Consider the following 17,799-nt stretch of genomic DNA (forward strand, 5'->3'; position numbering starts at 1 on the left):
CGGCATGAGAAAAAGGCCCGCTTCGTGCGGGCCTTCTTTTTTCCGCTATGTGCGCACGAAGATCACTTCGCGCCGACAAATTCGCAGGGAAGTTATCTGAGTCGGGAAACATAGTTCAGCTCCTTTTCAAGCGTAAGGAGCTGCCCCATGTATCGCACGAGTGGTCCTGTCCGCGGCGTCAGACGCCTCTGCGCCGGTATCGCGATCGCGCTTTCGGCCATCGCCTGCCTGCCGTTGCATGCGCAGCAGATCATCGAGCTGGGCGACAACGCGGATGCAGCCGATGCGAACAGCGTCGCCGTCGGCAACGACAGCCTGGCCACCGGCGACCGGTCGTCCACGTTCGGCACCGGTGCGCAGGCGACCAACGGATACACCACCGCCGTCGGCTTCGGCGCGTATGCCTACGGCTACGAAAGCTCTGCCGTCGGCGCACTGTCGGAAGCCCGCGGCGACTACTCGGCGGCGTTCGGGTCCGCGCTGGCCTATGGTCGCGGGACCACTGCGGTTGGCACCTGGGCCTTCGCGGGTGGCGATTTCACCTGGAGCGCGGTCGATGGCCGGCCCGAAAACATCGTCGAAGTCGTCGACGCCACCGCGATCGGCTTCTCGTCGTCGGCATCGGCCAACGGCGCGACGGCGGTGGGCGCATCGGCGAAGGCGCGGGGCGTCGACAGCGTCGCGATCGGCCACAACGCACAGGTGACCTCGACCGTGGCGGGTGCGGACCTCGCGAACAGCATCGCCATCGGCAACGAAAGCACCGTCGCCAACTTCAACGACGTGGCGATCGGATACAGGAACCGCATCGAAGGCCAGTCGTCCATCGCCATCGGCCAGCAGAACGCCATCACCGCGACCGCGAAGACGGACGCCGTGCAGGTGCTTGGCAACAAGAACAAGGTCGATTCGGCCAGCAGCGTGAACGTGCAGGGCACCTTCAACCAGGTGCGCGAATCGTACTGGGTGAATGCGCAGGGCTTCTCGAACAAGGTGTCGAACACCGGCGCGGCGAATGTCACCGGCGTCGGCAACACCATCGCGTCCGCGTCGGCGTACGACAACAACAACACCAACGTCTGGACGCCGTCGGCGTGGTCTTCGCTCAATGTCGCGGGCAACGGCAATGCGCTGACGAACGCCACGCACACGACGGTCTTCGGCGATCTCAACACGGTGACCGGTGGCAGCCGTAATTTCCTGTTCGGTGACCGTTACGCGCTGAACAACGGCGTCGGCAATTTCGCCGCTGGCTACGGCAACACGCTAGGAGATGGCGTTCGCAATGCGGTGCTGATCGGCAACGACGCCACGGTCGACGCGGTCGACAACGCCATCGCGCTGGGCACGGGGACGTCAGTGTCCGCAGGTAACGCCATCGCCATTGGCGCGAACGCATCGGCGTCGGTCAATGACAGCGTCGCGCTGGGCAGCGGCGCGGCGACCAGCGCGGCTGTCGCGACGACCGATGTCACGATCAACGGCGTCAGCTACGCCTTCGCCGGTGGGGCGCCGCTGGGCACGGTCAGCGTGGGTGCCGCCGGTTTGGAACGCACGCTCACGAACGTGGCCGCCGGCCGGCTGGGCGCCGACAGCACGGATGCGGTGAACGGATCGCAGCTGTTCGCGACCAACCAGGCGATCGAGGCCATCGGCCAGCAGCTCGCCGGACTGCAACCGGGTGCCGCCGGCGGTGCGCTCGCCGGGTATACGCACGGAACCTACGGGTCGCCGCTGTACGGCGACGGCGGCAGCGGCAGCACGGCGCTGGGCATCGAGGCGAGCGCGACCGGTGTCGAAGATGCCGTCGCGCTGGGCGAACACGCGGTGGTGAGCGCCGAAGGCGGTACCGCGGTCGGGCAGGGCGCTACGGCGGCCGCCGCCGGTTCGGTGGCGTTGGGCCAGGGGTCGATTGCCGACCGCGCCGACACGGTGTCGGTGGGCAGCGCGGGCAACGAGCGCCAGGTGACCAACGTCGCCGCCGGCACGCAGGCCACGGATGCGGTCAACAAGGGACAGCTCGACCGCGGTGTCGCGTCCGCCAACAGCTACACCGATGCGCGTGCGCAGGCGCTGTCGGATCGCATCGACCTGCTGCAGGGCGGCATCGACGACCGCTTCCGCCGCCAGGACGATCGCATCGACCGCCAGGGCGCGATGGGCGCGGCGATGTTGAACATGGCGGTCAGCGCGGCCGGCGTGCGCACGCCCAATCGCGTCGGCGTCGGCATGGGCTTCCAGGGTGGCGAATCGGCGCTGTCGGTCGGCTACCAGCGGGCGCTCAGCGACCGGGCGACCGTGACCGTCGGCGGTGCATTCAGCGACGGCGAATCGTCCATCGGCCTCGGCGCAGGCTTCGGCTGGTAACGCGCGTGTTGATGCGGTGGTGAATCGCGGGCCCGGCATCGTTCGGGCCCGCGTTGTTTCCTGCTTCGTTATTCCTGCGGGCGCACGTTGAGGTACGCACCGGCGATGTGCAGCGTCGACCACAGGTCCTCCGGCTCGATCGCCACCGAGCGGTCGAACATCTGCTCGGCGTTCGCGCGGTCGCCGTTCATCAGGTACAGCGCGCCCACCTCGGCATAGCCGGTGCCGTCGTCGTCGGTACCCTTGAAGTAGCGGTCGAACATCGGCCTGGCCTTGTCCCATTCGCCGGCCTCGCTGTAGACGCGCGCGATGCGGAACACGTCGCTGTCCTCGTGCTTGCCGGCGAGAATGGCGTCGAAGATCGCCTGCCCTTCGGCCTTGAAGCCGCCGAGGTAATACACGCGGCCCACCGCGATCTGCTCCCAGCTGCCCTTGCCGGCCTGGAGCTTCGCCACCGCCAGCAGCTCCTTCGCTGCCTCCGGGTTGGCCTTCGCGTGGTACATCGCCGTCGTGGTCTTCTGCTGCTTCTGCGCCGTGTAGCCGACGCCCGCGCCCGCGACGAACACCGCCGCCGCGATGGCGACGGAAAGACTGGTCTTCATGAATGGTTCCCCCTGTGGAAGCGGCAGCTTAAATAGCCGTGCGGGCGCGAGGCAACGTCGTGACGGTCCGGGGCGAACGCCTTTGCCGATTTGGGAACCCCGCGGATCGCGGGCTGCACGGGCCTGCTGCTAAAGTCGGCGGAGGCTCCGAAGGTGAAAGCATGGATCAGGTCGCCACCCGCACCGGGACGGACGAAGAGCGCATCGTCGATGCGCTGCTCGCCAGGGGCAGGCTCAAGGAAGCGGACCTCGCCCGCGCGCGTCGGCTGCAGGAGGAAACCGGCGGCAGCCTGCTCGCGCTCCTCGCGCGGCTGGGCCTGGTGTCCGAGCGCGACCACGCCGAGACCTGCGCCGAAGTCCTCAACCTCCCGCTGGTCGCCATCAAGGACGCGCCCGAACTGCCGCCCGAAGGCGTGTCGCTGTCGACGCGATTCATGAAGCAATTCGCGGTGTGCCCGGTCGCGGAGAACGACGCCGTCGTCGACGTGCTGATGGCCGACCCGCAGGATGCCTACACGCTCGATGCGCTGCGGCTGGCGACCGGTCGCGACATCCGCCCGGCCGTGGCGCTGCGATCGGAAATCGGCGACCTCGTCGAACGCTGGTACGGCCAGGGGCGCAGCGCCATGGGCGCCATCGTCGAGACGGCCGAAGGCGAGGGCGCCGGCGGCGACCTGGACGACGTCGAGCACCTTCGCGATCTCGCATCCGAAGCGCCGGTCATCCGGCTGGTGAACCTGGTCATCCAGCGCGCCGTCGAACTGCGCGCATCCGACATCCACATCGAACCGTTCGAGAACCGCCTGAAGGTGCGTTACCGCATCGACGGCGTGCTGAGCGAGGGCGAAAGCCCGCCGGCCAACCTCACCGCCGCCGTGATCAGCCGCATCAAGATCATGGCCAAGCTCAACATCGCCGAGCGCCGCCTGCCGCAGGACGGCCGCATCATGCTGCGCGTGCAGGGCAAGGAGCTCGACCTGCGCGTGAGCACCGTGCCGACCGCGCACGGCGAAAGCGTGGTCATGCGACTGCTCGATCGCGAAACCGTCGTGTTTGATTTCAAGCGGCTGGGGTTTACCGATGCCTTCCTGCCGCAGTTCCAGAAAGTGCTCGACCAGCCGCACGGCATCCTGCTGGTCACCGGTCCTACCGGCTCGGGCAAGACGACCACGCTGTACACGGCGCTGAGCAAACTCAACACGCCGGACGTCAAGATCATCACGGTCGAGGATCCGGTCGAATACCAGATCGAAGGCATCAACCAGATCCAGGCCAAGCCGCAGATCGGGCTGGATTTCGCCCATGCGCTGCGCAGCATCGTGCGACAGGATCCGGACATCATCATGATCGGCGAAATGCGCGACCTGGAGACGTGCCGCATCGCGATCCAGTCCGCGCTCACCGGCCACCTGGTGCTGTCGACGTTGCACACCAACAACGCGGCCGGCGGCATCACGCGCCTGCTCGACATGGGCGTGGAGGATTACCTGCTCACGTCCACGATCAACGGCATCCTCGCGCAGCGCCTGGTGCGCCGGCTGGAAATCACGCATGCGCGCCGGTATCCCGCATCGCCGGAGGAAATCGAACGCTTCGACCTGCGCCGTTATCAGCCCGAAGGCGAGATCTTCCTGTACCACCCGATGCCGTCGCCGATCGCGCCGACCGGTTACCTGGGCCGCACGACGATCATGGAATTCCTCGTCATGAACGACGAACTGCGCCGCGCGGTGATGCGCCACGCGGGCATGGGCGAAGTGGAGCAGATTGCCCGGCAGCACGGCATGCGCACGATGTACGAGGATGGCATCGCCAAGGCGCTGCGCGGCGAGACGACGATCGAGGAAGTGCTGCGCGTTACGGAGGATGCGTAGGGCGGCCTGCGGTCTGCGCAACTACGCGACGGCTTCCTGCTCGTCATTCCCGCGAAGGCGGGAATCCAGTGGCTTCGCTTCAGGGACGAATGTGAAAAGGCAGCCTTGTGTCTACCTGCTAGCCAGCGGGCGTAACGGAACGTTGTATGCGGGCGTGACAAGCGATCTGGTGAAACGCGTGTGGGAGCATCGCACGCACGCCACAGAGGGATTCAGCCACAAGTACGACGCGACGATGCTGGTTTGGTTCGAGCTGCACGAAACAATGGAGTCGGCCCTCACGCGCGAGAAGCGGATCAAGAAATGGCGCAGGGAATGGAAGGTCGAGCTTATCGAAGGCATGAATCCCTACTGGCGGGACCTGTGGTGGGAGATTCACGGATGTTCATGAGTCATTCGGCCCCGTCATCCCCGCGAAAGCGGGGATCCAGCGACTTTCGTGGCCCTGAAGACGCTGGATTCCCGCCTTCGCGGGAATGACGAGCAAAAGGCGAATACGCTTAATCCCGAATCCCGAATCCCGAATCCCGAATCCCGAATCCCGAATCCCGAATCCCGAATCCCGAATCCCGAATGCCCCTCTACCACTACAAAGCCCTCAACCCGCGCGGCGAGCTGCTCGACGGCCAGATGGAAGCCGGCAGCAGTGCGGAAGTCGTCGCGCGACTGCAGGAGCAGGGCCATCTTCCGGTCGAGGCGAAGCTGGCCAGCGAGGCGTCGGGTGCGTCGGTGTGGAAGGGGCTGTTCAAGCCGAAGCCATTCGCCGGTGCGCGGCTGGTGCAGTTCACGCAGCAACTGGCGACGCTGCTCGGCGCAGGGCAGCCGCTGGATCGCGCGCTGACCATCCTGCTCGAACTGCCGGAAGACGATGCCGCGCGTCGCACCATCGGCGACGTGCGCGATGCGGTGCGTGGCGGCAGTTCGCTGTCGACGGCACTGGAACGCCAGCACGGCACGTTCTCGCGCCTGTACGTGAACATGGTGCGCGCGGGCGAGGCCGGTGGCAGCCTGCAGGAAACCCTCGCGCGACTGGCCGATTACCTGGAACGCACGCGCGCGCTGCAGGGCCGCGTGGTCAATGCGCTGATTTATCCCGCGATCCTGCTGGTGATGGTCGGCGGCAGCCTGCTGTTCCTGTTCGGTTACGTCGTGCCGCAATTCGGCGCGATGTACGAAAGCCTCGATGCCGAGCTGCCGTTGTTCACGAAGATCGTGCTGGGCATCGGTCTGTTCGTGCGCGACTGGTGGATCGTGCTCCTCGCGGTGCCGGCGCTGGGCCTGTGGTGGTTCGATCGCAAGCGGCGCGATCCGGTATTCCGCGAAGCCTTCGATGCGTGGCTGCTGCAGCGGCGTTTCGTCGGTGGCCTCGTCGCCAAGGCAGAAACCGCGCGACTGGCCCGCACGCTGGGCACGCTGGTGCGCAACGGCGTCCCGCTGATCACCGCGCTGGGCATCGGTCGCAACGTGCTCGGCAACCGCGTGCTGGCGGCGGATGTCGACGCGGCCGCGCAGGAAGTGAAGAACGGCGTCGCGCTCTCCACGGCGTTGGGTCGCGGCAAGCGGTATCCCCGCCTGGCGCTGCAGATGATCCAGGTCGGCGAGGAGTCCGGCGCGCTGGACGCCATGCTGGTGAAGACCGCCGAAACCTTCGAGCAGGAAACCTCCATCGCGCTGGACCGCATGCTCGCCGCGCTGGTGCCGGTGGTGACGATCGTCCTGGCGGCGGTGGTCGGCGTGGTCGTCCTGGCGGTGCTGATGCCGCTGTACGGGCTGACCAACGCGATTGGGTGAGCCCGCGCGTTTGCGAGCCACTGGCTCGCGCGCGGGCGAACGCCCGGCCAGGATTGGCCGGGCAGGGCGATCCGCAAACGGAACGTGGCGCCATGGGTGGCCGTGGTCGAGCATCCGAAGCCCGGCCCAAGACAGCCCAATTCACACCCGCGTCGCAGGAACTGAACATCGACCCCCGCAGTCAGACCACTGGCAACGATTTTCGGGTAAACATCCCCTTCTTCCTGACGCACCTTCCCAAGGAACCCCCATGCGCAACCGCCGTTCACTGACCCGTTCGCCGTCGGCCGCCCGCCAGCGCGGCATGAGCCTGATCGAGATCATCATCGTGATCGTGCTGATCGGCGCGGTGCTGGCCTTCGTCGGCAGCCGCGTGCTGGGCGGCAAGGATCGCGGCGACTACAACATCGCCAAGGCGCAGGTGCAGACGATGGCCGGCAAGATCGAATCGTTCCAGATGGACACCGGCCGCCTGCCGACCTCGCTGGAGGAACTGGTCACCCAGCCCAGCGACGTGAACGGATGGCTCGGCCCATATGCCAAGGCGACGGAACTGAAGGATCCGTGGGGCCATCCGCTCGAGTACCGCGCGCCGGGCGAAGGCGGCCCGTTCGACCTGGTGAGCCTGGGCAAGGACGGCAAGCCCGGCGGCACCAGCGTCGATGGCGACATCAAGTACGAGTAAGCGACCCGTCGGAGCCGACATGCATCGCGCACGCGGCGTTTCCCTGCTGGAGATGCTGCTGGTGATCGCGTTGATCGCCGCCATCAGCGTGCTCGCGCTGGCGGCGATGAGCGGCGGGCGCGAAGGCATGCAACTGCGATCCAGCACGAAGCAGGTCGCCTCCGCGCTGCGTTTCACCCGCACGCATGCCATCGCCACGGGACAACCGCAGCGCTTCACACTCGATCCGGTCAAGCGCACGTGGACCGCGCCGGTGGGTCGCAACGGCGACATTCCGCCGAACCTGAGCATCACCTTCACCGGCGCACGCGAAGTGCAGCCCAGTCGGGGCGAGGGCGCGATCGTGTTCTTCCCCGATGGCGCCAGCACCGGCGGTCGCGTGCAGCTCGGCGCGCGCAAGGCCGCCTGGAACATCGACGTCGCCTGGCTCACGGGCGAGGTGAAGATGAAGCGCGCGCAGGGGGTGCGATGACGCACCGCCAACGCGGCTACACGCTGCTGGAAGTCATCGTCGCCTTCGCGTTGCTGGCGATGGCGCTGACATTGCTGCTCGGCATCCTGTCCGGTTCGGCGCGACAGGTGCGCCAGTCCGCCGACGCCGGACGCGCAGCGCTGTACGCGCAATCGGTGATGGATCAGGTCGGCGTCGGCCAGCGCCTGGCGGCCAGCGAGCGCGACGGCGATTTCGAACAGGGCCGCTACCGCTGGCGTCTGCGCGTCGCACCGTGGCGCGATCCGGCGGTCGCCGCGAGCGGCCAGCCGATGACGCTGGGCGGGCCGGAACTGTTCGAGGTCACGCTGGCGATGCAATGGGGCGACGGCCCTGGACAGCGGCTGCAACTGCGCACGCTGCGCATCGCCGCGGCGGGCAGTGGAGGCACGCTGCCATGACGCATGCACGTCCGTCGAATTCCCGTGCGTCGCGCGGCTTCACGCTGATCGAAGTGCTGATCGCGATGGTGCTGCTCGTCGCCGGCCTCGCGCTCGCCTTCGCGACGCTGGGCGCCGCCACACGCACCGCCGCACGCGGCGAAGCGATGGCCGATCGCAGCGAACGCATGCGCGCGGTCGAAGGTTTCATGCGCACGCGCCTCACCGGTGCGCGGCCGATCGCGTTCGACATCGACCAGACGCGCGCGATCGCCGTGCGCTTCATCGGCGAGCGCGAGCGCATGCGATTCGTTGCCGACATTCCCGATTACCTCGGCCGCGGCGGCCCATACCTGCACGATTTCAGGATCGAGGACGCCGGTGACGGCGCGCGCGTGACGCTGGCACTCAGCATGGTGCAGGCCGGCAAGACGGTGGAGGAACGCGATCCCCGGCCGCCGGAGATGCTGGTCGACGGGCTGCGCGAGGTGCGTTTCCGTTATCGCGCACTCGATGAGGACGGGCGGCTGGGCGACTGGCTGGACGAGTGGAAGGCGACCGAGCAGCTGCCGTTGCTGGTCGAAGTGACGATGATCGATCGCGATGGCGCCGCGTGGCCGCCGCTGGTCGTATCTCTGCCTTTGGCGCCAGCGTTCAGCGCCTTCTCGCTGCCGGTGCAGACGCAATGACGCGCGCGCGTCGCCACGCGTCGACATCGCCCCAGCGCGGCGCGGCACTGATCCTGGTGCTGTGGTTGATCGTGCTGCTGACGGCATTGATCGGCGGCTTCGCGCTGGCGGCACGCGTGGAATCGCTGCAGGGCCGCGTGCTGGTTCGAGGGCTCGTCGCCTCGAACGCCGCGCGCGCGGGGCTCGAGTATTCGCTGACACGCGTCTCGTTGCCGGATGCACGCCTGCAATGGAAGCCCGACGGCACCGCGCATCGCTGGCGCTTCGGCGACGCGCAGGTCGAGGTGAAGATCGTCGACGAGAACGGCAAGCTCGACATCAACCAGGCGCCGCATCCGCTGCTGGCGGCGTTGATCCAGCGCAAGGGCGTGGAGCCGTCGGAGGCAGGGCGCATCGCCGGGGCGATCGTCGACTGGCGCGACGCCGACCTGCTGACCCAGCCCGGCGGTGGCGCCGAGGACGGCGACTACGAAGCGGCCGGCCGCCCCTACGGCGCCAAGGACGCGGAGTTCGAAAGCGTCGCCGAGCTGCTGCAGGTGCTGGGCATGACGCCGGCGCTGTACGCCAAGCTCGAACCGGACCTGACGGTCTACAGCGGCCGCGCCCAGCCGGATCCGGCGTATGCCTCGGCGGAACTGCTCGATGCGATGGGGTTGAACGGTGCCGACCTGGTCGCCCAGCGCGGCCAGCCCGCCGGCGCGCTGCCGGTGGACGGCGCCCTGCCGGGCGCAAGCATGGTCGGCGCCGGCAGCGGCACCTATAGTATCGACAGCCGCGCGCGGCTCCCCGACGGTCGACAGTCGCTGCTGCGAGCGGTGGTTCGCACGGGCGGAGGGGGCTTGCCTGGCATGGCGTACGTGCCGTTGCGCTGGGAGGAGGGAGCATCACCGCGATGAACGCAAGGAGCGAAAGCCGGCCACCAACCCGGCCTGCCGCCGACTGGGCGCAGGACCGGCTGCGTCGCCTGGGTGCGCGTCTGGCGCCCGGCGCGGGCGGCTTCGCCCATTGGTGGGCGCACAACCTCGCGGCATGGCTGCCGGCGCGCGTCCGCCGCGTGCTCGGTTTCGACCGCGGCCGCCTGCTGATGCAGGTACAGGGCGACGCGGTGCAGGTCCGGCTGCAGCAGGGCGGCGATCTTCGCGACCTGGGCGCCGTGCCGCAGCTCGCGCTGCCGGGCGAGGACGCCATCGTCGCGCCGATCGATCCGCTGGCGACGCTGCTTCCGCCGCGCCTGGCCGATCTGCCGCGCTGGCTCCTGCTGCCCGCCGCTGCCGGCCTACGCCGGCCCCTGACCCTGCCGGGCGCCGCGGGCGACCGGCTTCGCGACGTCGTCGGTTTCGAGATCGACCGCCAGACGCCCTTCACCGCCGACAACGTCGCCTTCGATGCGCGCGTGCTGGGCCGTCGCGATGCCGACGGCATGATCGAGGCCGAACTCGTCGTCGTGCCGCGCCAGCGCCTCGACGCGCCGCTGTCGTCGCTGGGCCCGATGGCCGACTCGCTCGCCGGCATCGACCTGTGCGCCGAGAACGGCCAGCCGCTCGGCGTGAACCTGCTCGATCCGGCGCTGCGCCGTCGCCATGGCGACGCCTTCCGCTACTGGAACCTCGCGCTCGCCGTGGTGGCGGTGATCGCCGTCGCCGCGACGATGTGGCAGCTGCTCGCCAACCGCCGCGCCGCTGCCGATGAACTGGAAGCGCGCATCGCGAGCCAGGCGACCGCCGCGCGCAGCGCCGCCGCCGAACGGCAGGCGTTGATCGACCTGATCGAAGGCCAGGCCTTCCTCGACCGCGAACGCGCGCAGCGTCCGACCACGGTGGAAGTGCTCGACGAACTCACCCAGCGCCTGCCCGACAGCACGTACCTGGAAAAGCTGGCGATCGAGGACAACAACCTGCTGATGATCGGCCTCAGCCGCGAGGCCCCATCGCTGGTGCAGCGCCTGCAAGGTTCGAAGCTGTGGCGTGCGCCGTCGCTCACCGGCGCGCTGATGCCCGACCCGGTGAGCGGGCGCGATCGCTTCACCCTGACGGCCGAACTTGGCACGCCCGCATCGACCGCGCAGCGCGCGCCGGCGCCCTCGCAGCCGCAGCCGGAGGACGCCGATGGCGGTTGACCCGACGCACGCCCGTCCGCAGGTGCAGGCCGCCACGGCGACGCCGCGCATCGGTCGCGACCAGTGGCTCGCGCTCGGCCTGCTGCTGGCCGCGTTGCTGCTGGGGTATCTGGTCCTCGTGCATCCGTGGTTCACCGCGCCGATGCTGGAAGCCAACGAGCGCGTCGAAAGCCTGCAACAGCGCGAACTTCGCCAGCGCATGCAGCTGCAGCAGGCGCCGCAGGTGCAGCAGCGCCTCGCGCAGGTGCGCGCGCAGCAGGCGCGTTCGCCGGGATTCCTGCCCGAAAGCAGCGCGGAGCTCGCGACGGCCGGCCTCGTGCAGCGACTGGAACGCGTCGTCGCCGAAGCCAGTCCGGGCAATCGCAGTTGCGCGATCAGCAACCGATCGCCGCTGAGCGAACCGCGTCGCGACCGCTATCCGCGCGTCATCGTGCAGGTGCGCCTGCGTTGCGGGACGCCGGAACTGATGAGCGTGCTCTACGCGCTGGAAGCCGGATCGCCGCGGCTGTTCGTCGGCAACCTCAACCTGCTGTCCTCGCGCGGCTATTTCCTGCCGGGCGCGAACCAGCCCAGCGGCGATGGCGGCCTGGACGTGAGCTTCGATCTCTACGGCTACCTGCGTCCGTCGCCGAATGTCGCGGAGGTGTCCCGTGCGCCTCGATGACGCCGGCCCGCGCACCTGGTTGCTGGCGACGGTCGCCGGCTGGGCGGTGCTTGCGTGGCTGCTTGCGGTGTTCGGCATGGGTCGCCACGCGCAGGCACTGGAGGCCGACCCCGGCCTGCTTCGCCCGCTGCCGAATGCGCGTCCGGCGGCGCCGCAGCGGCTCGGTCCGCTGTCGCAGTACGCGGCCATCGCGCAGCGTCCGCTGTTCTCGCAGGATCGCCTGCCCAAGCCCTTCTTCCTTCAGGGCGAAGGCGAGGGCGAGGGCCAGCAGACCGCGTTCGATTACGTGCTGACCAGCGTGCTGATCACGCCGACGCTGAAGATGGCGATCCTGCAACCGGCCGACGGCAGCGAATCGGTGCGCGTGAAGCTCGGCGAGGTGCCCGAATCGCATCCGGCCTGGCGGCTGACCTCGCTCGACGCGCGCAGCGCCGTTTTCGAAGGTCCCGAAGGTCGGCGCGAAATGACCTTGCGCGTGTTCGATGGAAACGGCGGCCAGCCGCCGACCGCGATCGCCACCGCACCGGGCACGAACCGGCAGCAGCCGGTGGGCGTTCCGGTGCCGCCAGCCGCGGCGAACGCGGCCGCGGCGAACGCCGCGCGTCCGGGCAACGCCAGCGCGAACGCGCGTCCCACGGGCAACGGCACCGCGTCGAACCGCAACGCAAACAACACCCAGACGCCGGCCCCACCGCCGGCACCCGAGCCCAGCGAAAACACGCCAATGACGCCGGAGGCGCAGATGGAAGCCATCCGCAAGCGGATCGAAGCACGTCGTGCACAGATGCGGCAGCAGCAATCCGAGCAACCCCCGGCCCAGACGCCTTGAGAGACCGCATGAATTCCCGTCCGATGAAGCTCCGCCCCGGCATCGCCGCACAGGCGATCGCCACCGCGACCATCGCCAGCCTGCTGGCCTCGTGCGCGACCGCCCCGGTGCCGAACATCCGGCGCGCTGACACGACCGCCGCGCAGCCCGGCGCCGCCGACGGCGCGCGCGGTGCAACGACGCAGGAACCCTTGCCCGAGTCGACCGATGCCGGCGATGCGCGTCCGCAGATCCGTCGCGGCACCGGGCAGGTGATCAACCGCAGCGCCGCGAGCGCACCGCCGCCGGGCCTGGGCGGCACGACCGGCTCGGCCACGTTCAATTTCGAAGGCGAATCGCTGCACGCGGTGGTGAAGGCGATCCTCGGCGACATGCTCGGCCAGAACTACGTGATCGCGCCGGGCGTGCAGGGCACGGTGACGCTCGCCACGCCCAAGCCGGTGAGCCCGGCCGAAGCGCTCAACCTGCTGGAAATGGTGCTCGGCTGGAACAACGCGCGCCTGGTCTACAGCGGCGGCCGCTACAACATCGTCCCGGGCGACCAGGCGTTGCCGGGCAACGTCGCCGCACGCACGGGCGAGGCGAGCACCGCACGCGGCTTCGAAGTACGCACGGTCCCGCTGAAGTACGTCTCCGCGACGGAGATGGAGAAGATCCTCAAGCCGTACGCGCGCCCGAACGCGATCGTCAACGTCGACAACTCGCGCAACGTCATCACCGTCGGCGGCAGCCGTTCCGAACTCGAGAACTACCTGCGCACGATCGAGGTGTTCGACGTCGACTGGCTGTCGGGCATGTCGGTGGGCGTGTTCCCGCTGCAGTCGGGCAAGGCGACGCGCGTCGTGGCCGACCTGGAGAAGGTGTTCGGCGAGCAGAGCAAGTCGCCGGTCGCCGGCATGTTCCGCTTCATGCCGCTGGAAGGCGCGAACGCGGTGCTGGTCATCACCTCGCAGCCGAACTACCTCGACGACATCCAGCAGTGGCTGGAGCGCATCGACAGCGCCGGCGGCACCGTGCAGCTGTATTCGTACGAACTGAAGTACATCAAGGCCAAGGACCTCGCCGATCGACTGGCCGACGTCTTCGGTTCCGGCCGCGGCGGGCAGTCGGGCGAAAGTGGCGGTCCGCCGTCGCTGATGCCGGGCCTGGAATCGGTCGAACTGAAGGACAACAGCGACGCCAGCGGCAGCACGGCGACGCTCGGCAGCGACACCGGCAGCAGCAGCGGCACCGGAACGGGCGGCAACGGCACGCTCTCGCTGAGCCAGCAGCAGAGCGGCAACGCGAGCCTCACGCTCGACGTCAACGGCGATCGCGTGGGCGTGTCGGCGGTGGAGGAAACCAATTCGATCATCGTGCGCAGCAGCCCGTCGGCGTGGAAGTCGATCCGCGACGTGATCGAACGCCTCGACGTCATGCCGATGCAGGTGCACATCGAGGCGCAGGTCGTCGAAGTGCAGCTCAAGGGCGACCTGAAATACGGCGTGAACTGGTACTTCGAACGCGCCGTCACCGATGCCGGCCTGCCCGACGCCGTCGGCCGCACGACGTGGAGCACGCTGGCCGGCAGCATCCAGCCGGCCACCGGCAACCCGGCGGGCCTGGCGTGGACCTTCCTCGGCCGCAACGCCGCCGCGGTGATCAGCGCGCTGGACCAGGTCACCGACCTGCAACTGCTGCAGACGCCGTCGGTCGTCGTGCGCAACAACGCCGAGGCGACGCTCAATGTCGGCAGCAAGATCCCGATCTCGTCGGTGACGTTCAATCCAACCACCGGCAGCGACAACACCTACAGCCAGGTGCAGTACCTGGACACCGGCACGATCCTGAAGGTGCGCCCGCGCGTGGCGAAGGACGGCGTGGTGTTCCTGGACATCGTGCAGGAAGTCAGCTCGCCCGGCGCGCAGGACACGGCCGACCGCAACGGCAACGTGCGCATCGACACGCGCAAGCTCAAGACCGAGGCGGCCGTGCAGAGCGGCGACACGGTCATGCTCGCCGGCCTGATCAGCGATGGCGTGGAGCGCGGCGCGTCCGGCTTCCCGGGCCTTAGCCGTATTCCCGTGATCGGCGGCCTGTTCGGCCAGCAGCGTTCGAGCAAGACGCGCAATGAAGTCATCGTGCTGCTGACGCCGACCATCGTGCGCAACCCGCAGGAAGCGCGCGACATGACCGACGAATACACCCGCCGCTTCCGCGCGATGGAACCGCTGCAGAAGACGCCGCGCCGGCCAGGCCAGCAACAGTGACCAAGGCGGCCGCCGCGCCGGCGGTCGTCGGGCCCATCGTGATCGTCCCGGTCGGCACGGACGACGACGCGCTCGACGCCTGCCTGGCCGCACTCGATGCCGCCACCGCGCCGGGCACGCCGGTGTGGCTGGCCGACGACGCGCAGGCGGGCCCGCGCGGCTACGCGATCATCGAACGCTGGGTCGCCCGCACCGCGTTGAAGGCCGACTACACGCGCCGCCAGCGCAGCGTGGGCGAAGTCGCGCACCTGGACGAAGTGCTCGCCGCGTGTGGCGATGCCGACGTCGCGGTGCTTGCGAGCGATGCCTTGCCGGCGCCGGGGTGGTTGTCGCGCCTGTCCTCTGCGCTCGCCAGCGATGGCGCGATCGCCACCGCCACGCCGTGGAGCAACGCAGGCGAAGCGGCTTCGTGGCCGCGCATTGGCGAGATCGATCCGGTGCCCGACGACCTCGAACGCATCGCGCGCGCGGCGAAGGCGATGCCCGCGCTGCATCCTGAACTGCCCGCCGCCGTGAGCCACGCCGTGCTGCTCCGCGGCGCGGCCCGACGTCGCGCCGGCGGCCTGGACGCTACCAGCTACGCATCGTGGTACGCCGCGCTGATCGACCTGTCGTTGCGACTGGCCGGGCTGGGATGGCGCAACGCGCTGTGCGATACCGCGTTCGTCGCGCGTCGCAGCGAAGGCGGCCCCTTCGACGGCGACATGGACGCGCTCGCCGCGCGCTGGCCCGACTGGCACGCGCGACTGGCCAATTACCTGATGCAGGATCCGCTGCGCGCCTCGCGCGTGCAGCTGGCGTCGCTGCTCGAACACCTCGGACCCCCGGAACCGCAACGTGATCTCTTCGTCTGACGCCAGCGCCGGCATCGCCGCGGTGGTGGTGACCTACCGCAGCGCCGAAACCATCGACGATTGCCTCGCGCGCCTGCGCGCGGCCGACGGCGTGGCGGCCATCCGCGTGGTCGACAACAACTCCGACGACGGCACGCTGGAAATCGTCCAGCGCCACGCGAGCAGCGACGCGCGCGTGCGCTTCATCGCCAATCCCGACAACCCCGGCTTCGGCGTCGCCTGCAACCAGGGCGCGCGCGATGCGGGCGAAGGCGTGCAATGGCTGGCCTTCGTCAACCCCGACTGCATGGTCGAACACGACACGCTTTCTCGCCTGCGCGCGCTGGCCGCACCGCAGGGGGAAGCGCTGCTGGGTGCCGACCTGGTCGACGACCACGGCGTGCGCGACGGCGCCGCGCGTCGTCGCGATCCCGATTTCGCCGCGATGCTCTCCGCGGCGCTCGGCGGCACGCCTGCGCCGAAACTCGAACTTCCCGTCGACGACACGCGCGCGCTGCAAGCGGTCGAAGCCGTGTCGGGCGCGTTGATGCTGATGCCGCGCGCGTTGTTCGAGCGCCTGCACGGATTCGATGAAGGCTATCGCCTGCACGCCGAAGACCTGGACCTTTCGCGTCGCGCGCGCGAGTCCGGCGCGCTGGTCGCCGTCGCCAACCACGTGCGCGTGCTGCACGTGCGTGGCGTGTCGAGCCGCTCGCGTCCGTTCTTCGTCGAATGGCACAAGCATCGTGGCCTGTGGCGCTATTACCGCAAGTTCGAGGCGCCGCGCCGCAGTGCCGGCATGAGCGCGGCGGTGTTCGCGGCGATCTGGCTGCGGTTTCCTCTCGCCTATCTGAAGGCCAAGACGCGCTGATCCCTACTCCAGCGCGAACCGCACCACGAATAACGCCGCCACCAGCCACACCGCCGCGTGCACTTCGCGCGCGCGGCCGGTGAAGAGTTTCAGCACCGCGTAGGCGATGAAGCCGAACGCGAGGCCATTGGCGATCGAATAGGTGAACGGCATCGCCAGCGTGCAGAGCGCGGCGGGGATCGCTTCGGTGAGATCGTCCCAGTGCACGTCGCCGAGTTCGCGCAACATCAACCCGGCGACGAAAAGCAGCGCCGGCGCGGTCGCGTACGGCGGCACCATGCCCGCCAGCGGCGAGAACAGCAGCGCCAGCAGGAACAGCGCGGCGACCACGAGCGCGGTAAGCCCGGTGCGTCCGCCGGCCTGCACGCCGGACGCGCTTTCGATATACGCCGTCGTGCTGCTGGTGCCGAGCACGGAACCGGCGAGGATCGCCGTGCTGTCGGCGAACAACGCACGGCCGAAGCGCTTCTGCTGCGCGGCGGAGGCGTCGTCGGGCGGAAGCAGGCCCGCGCGACGCGCGACGCCCATCAGCGTGCCGGTCGCATCGAACACTTCCACCAGCACGAACACGATCACGACGTGGAGCATCGCGGCGATGGAGAACCCATCGCCGCCGCCGAGCGCGCCGCGGATATCCAGCTGCATGAACGTGGGCGCGAGGCTCGGCGGAAGATCGACGATGCCGTGGTACTGCACGCGTCCGAACACCAGCGCGGTGGCGGTGACGGCGAGGATGCCGATGAGGATCGCGCCGCGCACGCGCCATGCTTCGAGGACCGCGATGAGCAGGAAACCGGCGACGGCGAGCAGCGGTTCGGGGTCGCGCAGATCGCCGAGTGCGACAAGCGTGTCGGGGTCGCCGACGATCAGTTCGGATTTCTGCAGCGCGATGATCGCAAGGAACAGGCCGATGCCGGCGGTGATCGCGCTTCGCAGGGAATGCGGGATGCCGGCGATCAGCCACGCACGCGCGCCGGTCACGGTGAGCAGCAGGAACACGATGCCCGAAACGAACACCGCGCCCAGGGCCTGCTGCCACGTGTAGCCCATCGCGCCGACGACCGTGAAGGCGAAGAACGCGTTGAGGCCCATCCCCGGCGCCATGCCGACCGGGTAATTGGCGGCGAAGGCCATCACGAGCGAGCCGATCGCCGCCGCCAGGCAGGTGGCGACGAACACCGCGCCGGTGTCCATGCCGGTGTTGCCGAGCACGCTCGGATTCACGAAGACGATGTAGGACATCGTCAGGAAGGTCGTGAGGCCGGCGACCAGTTCGGTGCGCACATCGGTGCCGTGCTGGCGCAGCCTGAACAGCGAATCCAGCGCACGGGGGGCGGGGCGGGCCATCGTGAATCCTGG

Annotated in this window: 16 protein-coding genes and 2 pseudogenes; 16 read left to right on the forward strand and 2 right to left on the reverse strand. The window is 68.9% G+C overall.

The genetic code is table 11. The features are described from left to right. Positions 1–147: 147 nt before the first annotated feature. A pseudogene (locus GOY17_RS03655) lies at positions 148–1,665 on the forward strand (hypothetical protein); the annotation flags it as partial. A 24-nt stretch (positions 1,666–1,689) separates the two neighbouring features. Beyond that, positions 1,690–2,367, forward strand: a pseudogene (locus GOY17_RS19130) (YadA-like family protein); the annotation flags it as partial. 68 nt (positions 2,368–2,435) lie between these two features. Here GOY17_RS19130 and GOY17_RS03660 read toward each other — a convergent pair. Further along, positions 2,436–2,969, reverse strand: coding sequence for a tetratricopeptide repeat protein (locus GOY17_RS03660; RefSeq protein ID WP_157029374.1), 534 nt, complete (start codon positions 2,967–2,969; stop codon positions 2,436–2,438). Between the two features lie 161 nt (positions 2,970–3,130). Between GOY17_RS03660 and gspE the strand changes: the two genes are divergently transcribed. The 14 genes from gspE to GOY17_RS03730 all read left to right on the forward strand — a co-directional run bounded on the left by gspE (position 3,131) and on the right by GOY17_RS03730 (position 16,440). Next, positions 3,131–4,843 (forward strand): type II secretion system ATPase GspE, encoded by a 1,713-nt coding sequence (gene gspE / locus GOY17_RS03665; protein ID WP_157029375.1) that lies wholly within the window; start codon positions 3,131–3,133, stop codon positions 4,841–4,843. Next, positions 4,836–5,234, forward strand: coding sequence for a GIY-YIG nuclease family protein (locus GOY17_RS03670; protein ID WP_157029376.1), 399 nt, complete (start codon positions 4,836–4,838; stop codon positions 5,232–5,234). Before gspE ends, GOY17_RS03670 begins: the two co-directional genes overlap by 8 nt. Positions 5,235–5,416: 182 nt before the next feature. After that, a complete protein-coding gene (gene xpsF, locus GOY17_RS03675; protein ID WP_115841381.1) occupies positions 5,417–6,634 on the forward strand; it encodes a type II secretion system protein XpsF in 1,218 nt (405 codons plus the stop codon). Between the two features lie 250 nt (positions 6,635–6,884). After that, a complete protein-coding gene (gene gspG / locus GOY17_RS03680; protein ID WP_115841382.1) occupies positions 6,885–7,319 on the forward strand; it encodes a type II secretion system major pseudopilin GspG in 435 nt (144 codons plus the stop codon). Then, the gene (gene xpsH, locus GOY17_RS03685; protein WP_157029377.1) at positions 7,297–7,791 is read left to right on the forward strand and encodes a type II secretion system protein XpsH; all 495 of its coding nucleotides are present in this window, start codon (positions 7,297–7,299) and stop codon (positions 7,789–7,791) included. Before gspG ends, xpsH begins: the two co-directional genes overlap by 23 nt. Beyond that, positions 7,788–8,210: a type II secretion system protein XpsI gene (gene xpsI / locus GOY17_RS03690; RefSeq protein ID WP_157029378.1), complete on the forward strand. Its 423-nt coding sequence runs from the start codon at positions 7,788–7,790 to the stop codon at positions 8,208–8,210. The genes xpsH and xpsI overlap by 4 nt, the downstream gene beginning before the upstream one ends. After that, positions 8,207–8,878: a prepilin-type N-terminal cleavage/methylation domain-containing protein gene (locus GOY17_RS03695; protein WP_157029379.1), complete on the forward strand. Its 672-nt coding sequence runs from the start codon at positions 8,207–8,209 to the stop codon at positions 8,876–8,878. Before xpsI ends, GOY17_RS03695 begins: the two co-directional genes overlap by 4 nt. Beyond that, positions 8,875–9,774: a type II secretion system minor pseudopilin gene (locus tag GOY17_RS03700; RefSeq protein ID WP_157029380.1), complete on the forward strand. Its 900-nt coding sequence runs from the start codon at positions 8,875–8,877 to the stop codon at positions 9,772–9,774. The genes GOY17_RS03695 and GOY17_RS03700 overlap by 4 nt, the downstream gene beginning before the upstream one ends. After that, the gene (locus GOY17_RS03705) at positions 9,771–10,994 is read left to right on the forward strand and encodes a PilN domain-containing protein (RefSeq protein ID WP_157029381.1); all 1,224 of its coding nucleotides are present in this window, start codon (positions 9,771–9,773) and stop codon (positions 10,992–10,994) included. Before GOY17_RS03700 ends, GOY17_RS03705 begins: the two co-directional genes overlap by 4 nt. Then, entirely contained in the window at positions 10,984–11,658 is a 675-nt protein-coding gene (gene gspM, locus GOY17_RS03710; protein WP_157029382.1) for a type II secretion system protein GspM, read from the forward strand. The genes GOY17_RS03705 and gspM overlap by 11 nt, the downstream gene beginning before the upstream one ends. Continuing rightward, complete coding sequence (locus GOY17_RS03715; RefSeq protein ID WP_157029383.1) at positions 11,645–12,487, forward strand: type II secretion system protein, XpsN-like; 843 nt, start codon at positions 11,645–11,647, stop codon at positions 12,485–12,487. The genes gspM and GOY17_RS03715 overlap by 14 nt, the downstream gene beginning before the upstream one ends. Positions 12,488–12,510: 23 nt before the next feature. Beyond that, positions 12,511–14,736, forward strand: a complete 2,226-nt coding sequence (gspD, locus tag GOY17_RS03720; protein ID WP_115841390.1) for a type II secretion system secretin GspD — start codon at positions 12,511–12,513, stop codon at positions 14,734–14,736. Next, complete coding sequence (locus GOY17_RS03725) at positions 14,733–15,590, forward strand: glycosyltransferase (protein WP_232338518.1); 858 nt, start codon at positions 14,733–14,735, stop codon at positions 15,588–15,590. The genes gspD and GOY17_RS03725 overlap by 4 nt, the downstream gene beginning before the upstream one ends. Further along, positions 15,577–16,440 carry a glycosyltransferase family 2 protein gene (locus GOY17_RS03730; RefSeq protein WP_157031591.1) on the forward strand — a complete coding sequence of 288 codons (864 nt, stop codon included), beginning with the start codon at positions 15,577–15,579 and terminating at the stop codon, positions 16,438–16,440. The genes GOY17_RS03725 and GOY17_RS03730 overlap by 14 nt, the downstream gene beginning before the upstream one ends. Before the next feature lie 3 nt (positions 16,441–16,443). Here the strand turns inward: GOY17_RS03730 and GOY17_RS03735 are convergent, their stop codons facing one another. After that, the gene (locus GOY17_RS03735) at positions 16,444–17,787 is read right to left on the reverse strand and encodes an NCS2 family permease (protein WP_157029384.1); all 1,344 of its coding nucleotides are present in this window, start codon (positions 17,785–17,787) and stop codon (positions 16,444–16,446) included. Positions 17,788–17,799: the final 12 nt, after the last annotated feature.

Origin of the sequence: Lysobacter soli (assembly GCF_009755585.1) — a bacterium.
Lineage (GTDB): Bacteria > Pseudomonadota > Gammaproteobacteria > Xanthomonadales > Xanthomonadaceae > Lysobacter_J > Lysobacter_J soli.